This window comes from Peristeroidobacter agariperforans (genome assembly GCF_004138335.1).
Classification (GTDB): domain Bacteria; phylum Pseudomonadota; class Gammaproteobacteria; order Steroidobacterales; family Steroidobacteraceae; genus Steroidobacter; species Steroidobacter agariperforans.
Genome location: NZ_RYFW01000001.1, coordinates 1,153,806 through 1,165,837, shown reverse-complemented (window position 1 = coordinate 1,165,837; position 12,032 = coordinate 1,153,806). Strand labels below are relative to the sequence as shown.

The 12,032-nt window shown below is 61.8% G+C and carries 8 protein-coding genes; 6 read left to right on the top strand and 2 right to left on the bottom strand.

Features of this window, described 5'->3' with window-relative positions:
* Nucleotides 1-14 precede the first annotated feature (14 nt).
* Together EK373_RS05060 and EK373_RS05055 are read left to right on the top strand one after the other, a co-directional pair.
* Nucleotides 15-638: a DNA-3-methyladenine glycosylase gene (locus EK373_RS05060; protein ID WP_129641634.1), complete on the top strand. Its 624-nt coding sequence runs from the start codon at nucleotides 15-17 to the stop codon at nucleotides 636-638.
* Nucleotides 639-707: 69 nt separating this feature from the next.
* Nucleotides 708-3,158, top strand: coding sequence for a YgiQ family radical SAM protein (locus EK373_RS05055; RefSeq protein WP_129641633.1), 2,451 nt, complete (start codon nucleotides 708-710; stop codon nucleotides 3,156-3,158).
* A 108-nt stretch (nucleotides 3,159-3,266) separates the two neighbouring features.
* On the opposite strand, the gene EK373_RS05050 is transcribed toward EK373_RS05055, so the two are convergent.
* Nucleotides 3,267-4,454 carry a lipid A deacylase LpxR family protein gene (locus EK373_RS05050; protein ID WP_129641632.1) on the bottom strand — a complete coding sequence of 396 codons (1,188 nt, stop codon included), beginning with the start codon at nucleotides 4,452-4,454 and terminating at the stop codon, nucleotides 3,267-3,269.
* 404 nt (nucleotides 4,455-4,858) lie between these two features.
* Here EK373_RS05050 and EK373_RS05045 point away from each other — a divergent pair, with 404 nt between their 5' ends.
* Nucleotides 4,859-5,821, top strand: a complete 963-nt coding sequence (locus tag EK373_RS05045; protein ID WP_198683076.1) for a LysR family transcriptional regulator — start codon at nucleotides 4,859-4,861, stop codon at nucleotides 5,819-5,821.
* Nucleotides 5,822-5,837: 16 nt separating this feature from the next.
* On the opposite strand, the gene EK373_RS05040 is transcribed toward EK373_RS05045, so the two are convergent.
* Entirely contained in the window at nucleotides 5,838-6,434 is a 597-nt protein-coding gene (locus EK373_RS05040) for a class I SAM-dependent methyltransferase (RefSeq protein WP_129641630.1), read from the bottom strand.
* 104 nt (nucleotides 6,435-6,538) lie between these two features.
* On the opposite strand from EK373_RS05040, the gene EK373_RS05035 reads away from it, so the two are divergent.
* From EK373_RS05035 to EK373_RS05025, 3 genes are all read left to right on the top strand, one after another.
* Nucleotides 6,539-6,943 carry an Hsp20/alpha crystallin family protein gene (locus tag EK373_RS05035; RefSeq protein ID WP_232831017.1) on the top strand — a complete coding sequence of 135 codons (405 nt, stop codon included), beginning with the start codon at nucleotides 6,539-6,541 and terminating at the stop codon, nucleotides 6,941-6,943.
* Nucleotides 6,944-7,077: 134 nt separating this feature from the next.
* Nucleotides 7,078-9,483 carry an endopeptidase La gene (lon, locus tag EK373_RS05030; protein WP_129641629.1) on the top strand — a complete coding sequence of 802 codons (2,406 nt, stop codon included), beginning with the start codon at nucleotides 7,078-7,080 and terminating at the stop codon, nucleotides 9,481-9,483.
* Nucleotides 9,484-10,031: 548 nt separating this feature from the next.
* A complete protein-coding gene (locus EK373_RS05025; RefSeq protein WP_129641628.1) occupies nucleotides 10,032-12,026 on the top strand; it encodes a PrkA family serine protein kinase in 1,995 nt (664 codons plus the stop codon).
* Nucleotides 12,027-12,032 lie beyond the last annotated feature (6 nt).

The window sequence follows — 12,032 nt, the reverse complement described above, 5'->3', positions numbered from 1 at the left end:
TCTATAATGTGTCGATGGCCACCAAACTCAGCCGCGATTTCTATGCTCGAGAGACTCTGCTGGTCGCCCGCGATCTGCTCGGCATGCATTTGGTTCACGCGGGACCGGAGGGCGAGCAGGTGGGTCGTATCGTGGAGACCGAAGCGTACAAAGGGCCGCATGACCTGGCGGCGCATTCTTCACGCGGGCGAACCAAGCGGACCGAGGTGATGTTCGGGCCGCCCGGACACGCGTATGTGTACTTGATTTACGGCTTCTGGAACTGCCTGAACATCGTGACGGCTGCGCATGGAACGCCGCACGCAGTGCTGTTGCGAGGGCTGGAGCCGGTGAAGGGAATTACTAACTCGTCCCATGGGCCGGGCCTGTTATGTCGTGCCCTACACATAGATCGCGGCCTGAATGGGGCCGATCTGCTCGGCGACACCTTGTGGCTGGAGAAGCCGACCCGATATCGGCCGCCGAAGGTTGCCCGGGCGCCCCGGATCGGCGTGGATTATGCCGGCGACTGGGCCAAGAAGCCCTGGCGGTTCTTCGATAAGGATTCGCCCTACGTTTCCACGGTGAGCGCCGCTGCCCGTAGGCGAGCGCTGGCCCCCGATCAGGGCGGCGTCCGCGCGAAGTTGGCCCGTAAATAGCGTAAGATCCCAACCCTTTTCCGTGGCCCCTTTGGCCGCCGCGGCACCTCTAACCGACTATTCCCCCCGATGCAGGTTGTACCCCGCGAACTGTTCTCCTATCGCAAGCACTGGGCGTCCCGCTTCGGGACCGCTCCGTTCCTGCCCATGTCGAAGGAGGAAATGGACGCACTCGGCTGGGACAGCTGCGACATCATCGTCGTCACTGGCGACGCTTACGTTGACCATCCCAGCTTCGGCATGGCCATCATCGGCCGCGTGCTGGAGGCCCAAGGCTTCCGCGTCGGCATCATCGCGCAGCCCGACTGGCGCTCTGCGGAGGATTTCGCCCGCCTCGGCAAGCCGAATCTGTTCTTCGGCGTTACCGGCGGGAACATGGATTCGATGGTGAATCGCTACACGTCGGACCGGCGCATTCGCAGCGACGATGCGTACACGCCGGCCGGCGAGGGCGGCAAGCGGCCGGATCGCTCGGTGATCGTCTATTCACAGCGAGCTCGCGAGGCGTTCCCGGACGTGCCCATCGTCATTGGCGGTATCGAAGCCAGCCTTCGGCGCATCGCTCACTTCGATTATTGGTCGGAGAAAGTGCGGCGCTCGGTGCTGCTGGATGCGAAGGCGGACCTGCTGGTGTACGGCAACGGCGAGCGCCAGATCGTCGAGATCGCGCACCGACTGGCGAAGGGTCAGCCGATCGATCAGATCGACGATCTGCGAGGCACGGCGTTCGTAAGACATGCGACGCCAGAAGGGTGGACGGAGATCGATTCGACCTCGATCGACGAGCCCGGACCGCTGAATCCGCCCATCGATCCGTACGCGGCGAATGACGCCAAGTCGAAAGCGGCGATGCAGGCCGCAGCGAATAACGCAGCAACTGAAAATATTTCGTCTGCCGGCGGCGCGCCCCGAATGGAGGCGTCCGCGAGTAGCGCGACTGCCGCGAATGGTTCGCAGATCGGCGCCGCGCCCGGCAATACCGCGTCCACTGAAGCAGTTGCCGGCGAGGCGACAGTGAGCGCGCCGCCGTGTGCGACGGCTGCGAAGCAGCCCGTCGCGAAGGTCGTGAAGTTTCATCGCCACGTTCCGACCTCTGACCGCGCGCAATCCGTCATTCGCATGCCTTCCTTCGAAGCCGTGCGTGACGACGCCGTTCTCTACGCGCACGCCTCGCGCATCCTTCATCTCGAGTCCAATCCGGGCAACGCGCGCGCTCTCGTGCAGCGGCACGGGAACGTCGATGTGTGGCTGAATCCGCCGCCGTTGCCGCTCTCGATGAAAGAGATGGATGCGATCTACGAGCTGCCTTATCAGCGTGTGCCGCATCCGTTCTATGGCGAGCAGAAGGGTGCGAACAAGATTCCCGCGTACGAGATGATCCGCTTCTCGATCGCGATCCAGCGCGGCTGCTTTGGCGGCTGCACGTTCTGCTCGATTACCGAGCACGAAGGCCGCATCATTCAGAATCGGTCCGAGAACTCGATCATCAAGGAGATCGAGACGATCCGCGATTCGGTGCCCGGCTTTACCGGCGTGATCTCCGATCTGGGCGGGCCGACTGCGAACATGTATCGGCTCGCCTGTAAGTCACGCGAGATCGAGACGGCGTGCCGCCGGCCTTCGTGCGTGTTTCCGGGCATCTGCCCGAATCTGAACACCAACCACACGCCGCTGATCAATTTGTATCGACGCGCGCGTGCGCTGCCGGGCATCAAGAAGATCCTGATCGGCTCGGGCGTGCGGTATGACCTGGCGGTCGAGTCGCCTGAATATGTGAAGGAGCTGGTTCAGCACCACGTCGGCGGTTATTTGAAGATCGCGCCCGAGGCGATCGGCGAAGGGCCGCTGTCGAAGATGATGAAGCCGGGTGTCGGCACGTATTACCGCTTCAAGGAGCTGTTCGAGAAGTTCTCCAGGGAAGCCGGCAAGGAGCAGTACCTGATTCCGTACTTCATCGCCGCGCATCCGGGCACGACCGACGAGGACATGCTCGAGCTGGCCCTGTGGTTGAAGCAGAACGGCTATCGCGCCGATCAAGTGCAGGCGTTCCTGCCCTCGCCGATGGCAACGGCTACGGCGATGTGGCACTCGGGCAAGAATCCATTGAGGAAGGTGACTCACGGCAGTGAGGAAGTGCACATTCCCAAGGGTCTGAAGGTGCGACGGCTGCACAAGGCGTTCTTGAGATGGCACGACGCGAATAACTGGCCGATTCTGAGAGATGCGCTTCGCCGCATGGGCCGCGCCGATTTGATCGGCCCGGGCAAGCAGCATTTGATTCCGGCCTGGCAGCCGCTCGGCACGGGCGAGGCACATGAAGGGCGTCGCTCGAAACATTCGCCGCACTCGACCAAAGACAACGCACCGGCGCATGGCAAGCGAAGACACGACGCGGCAGGAAACGCGAAACGCGCGGGCGCGCCGCAGGCAGCGCCGAGCAAAGGCCAATCGACGAAGCCGACGAAATTTCGCACTCAGCACACCGGCCTGAAAGGTGTGCGCATGCCTCGCTCGAAGTAACACAACCCTTTTTCTTATCCTCTGTGGCGGCGCTATGCGCGGCGCTCGAATAAAAAAAGGCCCACCAGAGGTGGGCCGATTGCAGGGGCTGGGTCGAGAAACTAAAACTTAGAATGCGTGCGTCAGCTGTACCGCGCCCCACAGGGCGTCGCGGGAGGCCGGGCCGTCGCGCAATTCAGCGGTTTGATAGTGCAGGGCGTAGCTGAGCTGCGTCTGGTCCAGGATTTGCGTAACCACGCCAATCCACGCCTCGGCTAGCAGCGGCTGCACCTCACCTGAGGTGTAGCGGACCTCGCTATCGCGAAACTGGCCCTGCAAGAACGCGTTGTAAGCACGAGCTTTGACGCGAGCGCCGGCGAACACATACAGCTCACGGCCACCGCGATAGCTCTCGCTCGGCACCGGCGCCGCCATGTAGTCGGTCAGCTCCGGCGCGAAACTCCACCAGGGCGAGTTGAAACGACCGGCTCGCACCGAAATCGAAGCACTGGTCTCGGTCAGGAAGCCGACGCTTCCCTGCAGCGTGGTCTTCACATCGATCTGACCGCTCGGATCGGCGATCCAGAGCTGCTGGCGGGCGAGGGTGTAGCGCGCCGTCGGCTCGCCGCCCGCGGAGATCTGATGATCATACCCAAGCGGTCGTTCCGAACCGACCAGCTCGTGGACGGCGCTGTGCAAGCTTTCCGACACCGAAAGGCCCAGCACGCCAATGGTCAGGCTGCTGGTCCAGGCGCCGCGATCGTCCTCATCCACCGTCACCCGGCCGTTGGAAAGGAACAGCAGGCTGGCGTACGGGCGGTCATCCGGTTGCACTTCGCGGACCAGCGTGTTCTTGGGCGTGAACGCCAACAGGCCGATCTGCCGGGCGTAATGGACGTTCGTTTCCTCGCCGTTGAACACCAATCGGTCCAGACGAGCCAATAAGGGATCGAGTGACAACAAGCCGTCGCGAGCGCGTTCGCCAGAGAGGGTGATGCCCAAGCCGCCAGTGTAGTCGCGGTCCTGGTTGCCACCGGCGAACAGGTCGTTGTCGACCTGCACTCGCACCGCGTCAACGCCTTCCAGCCAACCGATGCGCTGATTGGACACGACGACCTCGGCGATAGCGTCTTCGATATCACTAACCGAGGCGGCCACGGTTTCGTCAGTCACCGCCAGCACCGGCGTGATTTCGAGCGAAGACAGCTCATCGGCACGCGCTTCATTGCCAGTAACTACCAATGCAGCGGTGCCTAACGCCGCGAGGACTGCCCATCGCAGCTGTGCTGCCCATCCTGTCTTGTTCGTTGTCGCCATAACCTTGACCTTCCCACTGGCGCTGCGTTTACTGCCACGCCGCCGCTACCTGTTGCTGTTGTTCCGTGGTGCTACTGTCCCCCAAAGCCGGAGCGTCGATAAACGCGGTGAACGGAATGACATTCATGAATCGCTGGTCATGAATCACACCGTGCTGCTTCGTTCTCACTACTCATGCGGCAACCACACCGTCGCTTCGTTATTGCAATCACACTGCTGCAAATGCACTAATCCGCTTGTGATGCACAGAAATTAGCGGGGCGGCGTGAGCACGCTGTTGGCCCAGCCGTGAACGAGCCGTGAAAAATCAAACCGTCTGATTGGTGCCGGGGGCGAACGGGATTTCGCTCGCTTATGGAGCGATGCCTGCTGGGCAATGGAATCTTTCCTGGGGGGAAAGAAAGATGGATAAGTTCACCTGCATGGTGGCGTTGGCGAGAGTGGTCGAATTGGGGAGCTTCGCCGAGGCGGCGCGCCGGATGGGAGTTTCTGCGCCAATGGTGACCAAGTACATCGGGCACCTGGAACAGGAACTAGGCTCGCGCCTGCTGAATCGATCGACGCACTCCCTGAGTCTCACCGACGTCGGACAGCTTTATCACCAGCGTTGTGTCCAGATTCTGGAAGATATCGAGGAAGCGGAAGCGGTGGCCGGCGCCAACAGCGCGGTGCCCCGCGGCGCATTGAAGATCTGTGTTTCGGGAGCCTTCGACCTGTCGCACGTCGGACCGGTGCTGCTGGAATATTCGGCACGCCACGGCGATGTGCGGCTGGAAGTAACGGTCAGTAATCATTTCGTGGATCTGGTGGAGGAAGGCTTCGATCTGGCGGTTCGCGCCAGCGCCCACCTGCGCACCAATCTCACGACGCGCAAGCTGGCCACATCGCGACTGGTGGCGTGTGCGTCGCCGGCTTATCTGAAAAAGAATCCGCAGCCGGAGATCCCGGAGAACCTGCTCCATCACAACTGTCTCGCCTTCACCGACACCGCACCCACGTCGCAGCAATGGCGCTTCGAACGCGACGGGCGCAATTCGATGGTGCAGGCATTGGGAACGTTGCGTGCGACCAGCAATGAGCTGCTCAAGCAAGCAGCGCTTCGCGGCCAGGGCGTGATCCTGCAGCCGACCTTCAATGTTTATCAGGAGCTGCGCGCGGGGACGTTGCAACAGGTGCTGGCCGATTACGATGCCGGCGCGCTGGGGATCTATTTGATCTATCCGCAGCGTCGGTATCTGGCGACCAAGGTGCGAAGCTTTATCGAGCTGTTGGATGGGCGATGGGGTACGGACCCAGAAGCGGACCCATTTTGGAGTAATGGCGAGCCGCCGGTGCGCGTGGTCACGGAGGCTACTGTTATCAAGTAGCCTACTCATCCACGACCTAGCCGCTGCGTTCCAGCTCCCACTGTCCCCAGGGCACGCCCCGGCGCACATGGACGCCGAAGCCGGCGTGTTCGAAATGTCGCGCCAGGCGCGAGCGATACCAGCTCGCCTGGCGTAAGGTGATATTGCTGTCGCTAGTGTCGCGATCCGCGTTGTCGCGCCAGTCCTCCTGCGTCGGAGCATGGAAGTACAAGGCGCCGCGTGACAAACGCGCAAGATTCGCCATCGCTTGCGCGCTTTCCCGGTCAGACAGGTACTGCATCACGTCATAACAAATGATCAGATCGAAGCGACCGCGCGGTCGATAGTCAGCGAGCGATTCGTTCACCCAGCCGTGCTCCTGGCATAGGTGCTCGCTCACTTCCAGCCCGATATACGTAGCCTCGGGAAAAGCTTCGAGCAGCGGCGCGCGCAACCACCCAAGTCCGCAGCCTGCATCGAGAATCCGCTTCACCGGCAACTCCAGCTGCTTGACCAGTGCGGCCACCATGCCGGCGCGTCGGGCCATCTCATCTTGGGTTGTAACCCGCGTTCGCGGATTCATATAGAAGCGCTGATAGAAGCGGGCGTCGAAGCGGTTGGACATCTGATCCATGGACCTGGCTGGCGTCGGCGGGAGTTTACTTGGCTTGCGGGTCGTTCTTGATAGTCCGACTGCCGACCCCACCTAAGTCGCTATGCCTTACCTGGAACTCAATCATGGCCATGCGTAACCCGCCGTCCTGGATGTGGGCCGAGGCCTGCGAAATGTTGGAACGCGCGCAACAACTGCAGCGGCAGTTCTTTCGTTTCGGCAGCACGGTTGCAGCTCAGCCGCGCTGGGAACCGCCCATCGACATCCTCGCTTATGGCAACGAGGTTCATGTCGCCGTGGCGTTACCCGGTGTTGCTCCCGACCACATCGAAGTGCGCACCGACAGCGGGCTGTTGATCGTCAGTGCCACGCGCGCATTGCCGGTGACCAGTCGCGCCACCGCGGTTCATCGGCTGGAAATTCCATACGGAAGTTTCGAGCGGCGCATCGCGCTGCCTGAAGGACATTATCAATTGCTGGAGCAGGCATACACCAACGGCTGCCTGTTCCTGCGCCTGGCACATCGCTAAATGGCGGGGTACGACGTGAAGCCTGGCACCGAAAGTTTCGACTACCCCGCGCCTAGAACAGCCACCGGTCGCAAGACCGTGTTTGTTGAACCTCTGCGCCTCCAATGCCCGAAAAGGGTGGGTGGGACAATTCAATGACTACCGACGCAAATCGCAAAGAATCTCAGCAGCCACAAAACAGCGACACCGATACGCACACCATCACCGATGACATGCTGGTCATCGTACCGGTGCGCAACCTGGTGCTGTTCCCTGGCACCGTCGTGCCCGTGGCCATCAATCGCGACCGGTCGCTAGCGGCCGCGCAGGAAGCCGTGCGTAACAATCGCAAGGTCGGCTTCCTGTTACAGCATGATCCAGATCTACAGGCGCCCACCGGCAGCGACCTGTATGCGACCGGCACGGTCGCGAACATCGTGCGCTATGTGACGGGCGCCGACGGCACGCATCACCTGGTCGTTCAGGGTGAGCGCCGCTTCCGCGTGCTCGACTGGCAGAACGGTCTGCCTTACATGGTCGCGCGTGTGGAATATCTGCCGGATCCGAGCAACGTTGGCAGCGACGTCGAAGCACGCGCGCTCAACTTGAAACGGCTGGCCGCCGAGGCCATCAGCCTGCTGCCGCAAGCGCCGGCGGAGCTGTCCAATGCCATTCAGTCGGTCGAGTCGGCCTCGACGTTGGCCGATCTGGTCGCAAGCTTCATGGATGTGAAGCCGGCGGAGAAACAGGAGCTGCTCGAAACCCTCGATCTGAAGGTGCGCCTGGAGCGCGTCAGCGCTTTGTTACAAAAGCGCATCGAAGTGTTGCGGCTCCAGCGCCAGCTTGAGGAAAAGACGCGCGACGCCATCGACGAGCGCCACAAGGAAGTGCTGTTGCGCGAACAGCTGCGCCAGATCCGCAAGGAGCTGGGCGAAGAAGGCGAGGCCGGCGAAGAGATCGCCGAGCTGCGCGAAGCCATCGAGAAGGCCGGCATGCCCGAGGACGCCAAGGAGCAGGCCGAGAAGGAATTGAAGCGGCTGGAGCGCATGAGCGACGCCAGCGCCGAGTACTCGATGCTCAGGACCTGGCTGGATTGGATGATCCAGCTGCCCTGGTCGAAGCTGGATAAGGAGTCGATCGAGATCGAGCACGCCCGCAGGGTGCTCGACGAGGATCACTTCGGCCTGGACAAGATCAAGCGGCGCATCGTCGAGTACCTCGCCGTGCGCAAGCTCAATCCGCAGGGTCGCAGCCCGATCCTGTGCTTCGTCGGCCCGCCGGGTGTGGGTAAGACGTCGCTGGGTCAGAGCATCGCGCGCTCGCTGGGCGTGAAGTTCGCGCGCGTCAGTTTGGGTGGCGTGCACGACGAGGCCGAGATTCGCGGCCACCGTCGCACGTACATCGGTGCGCTTCCGGGCAACATCATTCAGGCGATCCGCAAGGCGGGCACGCGCAACTCCGTGCTGATGCTGGACGAAATCGACAAGCTCGGCGCCGGCATCCAGGGCGATCCGTCGGCGGCGTTGTTGGAAGTGCTCGATCCGGAGCAGAACAACACGTTCCGCGACAATTACCTGGGCGTGCCGTTCGATCTGTCGAAAGTGGTGTTCATTGCCACGGCGAACATGCTCGACACCATTCCCGGCCCGTTGCGCGATCGAATGGAAGTGATCGAGCTCACCGGTTACACGGAGGACGAGAAGGTGGAGATCGCCAAGCGCTACCTGATGCGTCGTCAGCTCGAAGCGAACGGCTTGAAGCCCGAGCAGGCCTCGATCACGGACGACGCGCTTCGCCAGATCGCGCGGGATCACACTCGCGAGGCCGGCGTACGTAGCTTCGAGCGCATGATCGGCTCGGTTCTGCGTAACGTCGCGGTGAAGATCGCCGAAGGCACGATCACTCAACAGACCGTGGAGGTCGGCGACCTCGCGGGCATTCTCGGCGCCCCGCGCTTCGAGAATGAAGTCGCGATGCGCGTCAGCGTGCCGGGCGTGGCCACGGGCCTCGCGTGGACGCCGGTGGGTGGCGACATCCTGTTCATCGAGTCGACGCGGGTGCCGGGCAACGGCAAGCTCATTCTCACCGGCCAGCTCGGCGACGTGATGAAGGAGAGCGCGCAGGCAGCGTTGTCATTGCTGAAGTCGCAAGCAGCGCGACTCGGCATCGACACCACGGTGTTCGACAAGAGCGACGTGCACATTCACGTGCCGGCGGGCGCGATCCCGAAGGATGGCCCGAGCGCCGGCGTGTCGATGTTCACGTCACTGGTCTCGCTGTTCACCAACAAGACGGTGCGCAGTGACCTGGCGATGACCGGCGAGATCAGCCTGCGAGGCCTGGTATTGCCGATCGGCGGCGTCAAGGAGAAGACAGTGGCTGCGCATCGCGCGGGCATCCGCAAGGTGCTGCTGCCGGCGCGTAATCGCAAGGACCTGGAGGATGTGCCGAAGAGTGTGCGCGACGAAGTCGAGTTCGTGTTCTGCGAACGTGTCGACGACGTGGTCCGCGAGGCTCTCGACATCAAATTGAATGTAGCTCAGGTCAACGCCGCCGCCTGATTCGAAGAGCCGCTATGCCGAGGGTGGGACCTCCACCCTCGGCCCTGAACCCGTCCTGAACTCCTCGCCTGCACCCATGACTTTAGACATGGGTGCTGGCACGCGCCGTGCAGACCAATCAGCATGAATCGCATTGCAAGATTGGCGCGAAGGGAGTAATCAGTGAGTCATGTTCCGCACTCAACCGAGTGAGATGCGCAACTTCAGCGCGTTCCAGCGTCGCCTTCCGCGAGCTGCGCAGGTCTTCATTATTCCTTCTTCATCGGCGCCGCCGATCTTTACGGTTCGACGCCATCGTCAGGCGCACTCGCATGGCGCACCTGTGTACGGAACATGTTCGGCCATAGCGCAGTCTTTGAAAGTAGGGTTGTCGGCAATCGCCCTGGCGATTACCAGTAACCCTCGGCATCTCTCGTCGCAGTACCGGAGTATGCTGGTTACGAATTAGGACAGTGTGAACTGCGTGCAAGAGCATGCTGTCGTAACAGGTATATAGAACCCGCGAGCCCTGACACATTTCATAGGCTCGCTGATTGGAGGGCGGTTCGATGACGTCAGACAGCCCCAGAGGAAGCTCGCAACGCGGCGAGAGCTTCGTCGAGGCCTTGAGCGCCTACAGCCGATTCCACCGGGCCCAACACTGGTCGGGCACGTTCGGTGAATTCCTTCGCACCGTTGTCCCAGGCAATGCGCGGCAACTGGCCCGTAGCAGCCATGAATATCTATGGGACATGCTCAATTGGTTCGGCAAAAACTCTCCCGGCGCCAATGGCATTGGTAATGCCAACGCGAACGGCAATGGCAACAGCGAAGGCGCCGGCTCCAAAGAGTTGTTCAAGCGCGAGCTGTTCGGCATCGATGAGCCGCTCGGCCGCATCGTCGATTATTTCAAGGCGGCCGCCGCCGGCTCCGATGTCGGCAGACGCTTGTTACTGCTGCTAGGCCCGCCGTCCGGTGGCAAGTCCACCATGGCCATCCTGTTGAAGCGTGGTCTCGAGGAATACAGCCACACCGATGAAGGGGCTATGTATGCCTTGCAGGGCTCGCCGATGCACGAGTCGCCACTGAATCTCATTCCCGCAAGCCTGCGCGCCGAGTTCCGGGATACGTATGGCGTAGAGATCAAAGGTGAGCTGAGCCCGTGGGCGCGCGACCGTCTCGAACGCGAGTTCGAAGGCGACTTCCTGCGCATGCCCGTCGAGCGCATCTTCCTTTCAGAAGCGTCACGCGTGGGCGTGGGCACGTATGCACCCCACGATCCGACCACTGCGGACCTCGCAGACCTGGTCGGCTCCGTTGATCTGTCCAAAGTGGCGCAATACGGTGACGAGGGCGATCCGCGTGCGTGGTCGTGGTCAGGCGCGGTGTATGCCGCCAGCCGCGGCGTGCTCGAGATGATCGAGATCCTGAAGGTGAAGCGCGAGTTCCTGTATCTGCTGTTGACGCTCACCCAGGAAAAGAACGTCAAGGTGTCGCGCTTCCCGCTGATCTATCTGGACGAGACCATCCTGGCGCACACCAACCTGGCGGAATTCCACAAGTTCCTGCAGGAGAAGGAGAACGAGGCGCTGCTCGACCGCATGGTCATCGTCAAGGTGCCTTACACACTGTCGTACTTCGAGGAATCGCGGATCTACAACAAGCTGGTGTCCGCGGCGCCCGCGTTTCGCGATGTGCATCTGGATCCGCACGCATTGAAGCTGGCCGCGGTGTTCGCGGTGCTGACGCGCCTTTACAAGCCAGAGCGTGAAGGCCTGGACATGTCGAAGAAGCTGCGTCTGTACGCGGGTGAGAGCGTGGAAGGCTTCCCGGAGACAGAGATCACGCGGCTGCGCGCCGAAGCGCCCGAGGAAGGTCTGACAGGTGTCAGTCCCCGCTTTATCGTGAATTCGATTTCCAACGCCATCACGCGCACCGACAAGAAGAGCCTGACCAGCATGGAAGTGCTGCTCGCGCTCAAGGACTCCATCGAAACCGACGCGCGCATGGATGCGAAGGCGAAGAAGCTGTGGATCGATTATCTGGTGTTGGCGCGCAAGGACTTCTACAACCGCTGGGTGAAGGAAGACGTGCACCGCGCGCTGTTCGCTTCGTTCGAGGACGAAGCCCAGCAGTTGCTGGATAAGTACCTGGATGAAGTGGAGGCGGCGCTCGATCATCGCGAAGTCACCGATCCGATCACCGGCGAGTCGCGTCCGGCCGATGAGCGCTTCCTGCGCTCGGTCGAGGACAAGATCAAGGTATCGGAATCGGGCAAGCTGACGTTCCGTCAGGAAGTGGTGCGCAAGGCCATGGTGGCGTACAAGGCTGGTGAGAAATTCACCCTCAACAGCCACTCGCGCATGCGCGAAGCCATCGAGCAGTACTTGTTCGAGGAGCGGCGTGACGTGTTGCGCCTGGTGACGTCGGCGGCGCGACCGGACGACGAAGCCCGTAAGAAAATCTCCGCGGTTCAGGACCGCCTGACCTCGGAGTACGGTTACGACGATCACAGCGCCAAGGAAGCGCTGAGTTACGTGACGACTTTGCTCGCTCAAGAGTGAACCGGA

What these genes read in the sequence shown, in the direction of transcription:
- EK373_RS05045 (WP_198683076.1), top strand. Translation starts at nt 4,859, where the DNA reads ATGGATAAGTTCACCTGCATGGTGGCGTTGGCGAGAGTGGTCGAATTG.
- EK373_RS05040 (WP_129641630.1), bottom strand. Translation starts at nt 6,434, where the DNA reads ATGGATCAGATGTCCAACCGCTTCGACGCCCGCTTCTATCAGCGCTTC.
- EK373_RS05055 (WP_129641633.1), top strand. Translation starts at nt 708, where the DNA reads ATGCAGGTTGTACCCCGCGAACTGTTCTCCTATCGCAAGCACTGGGCG.
- EK373_RS05060 (WP_129641634.1), top strand. Translation starts at nt 15, where the DNA reads ATGGCCACCAAACTCAGCCGCGATTTCTATGCTCGAGAGACTCTGCTG.
- EK373_RS05050 (WP_129641632.1), bottom strand. Translation starts at nt 4,454, where the DNA reads ATGGCGACAACGAACAAGACAGGATGGGCAGCACAGCTGCGATGGGCA.
- EK373_RS05035 (WP_232831017.1), top strand. Translation starts at nt 6,539, where the DNA reads ATGGCCATGCGTAACCCGCCGTCCTGGATGTGGGCCGAGGCCTGCGAA.
- EK373_RS05025 (WP_129641628.1), top strand. Translation starts at nt 10,032, where the DNA reads ATGACGTCAGACAGCCCCAGAGGAAGCTCGCAACGCGGCGAGAGCTTC.
- lon (WP_129641629.1), top strand. Translation starts at nt 7,078, where the DNA reads ATGACTACCGACGCAAATCGCAAAGAATCTCAGCAGCCACAAAACAGC.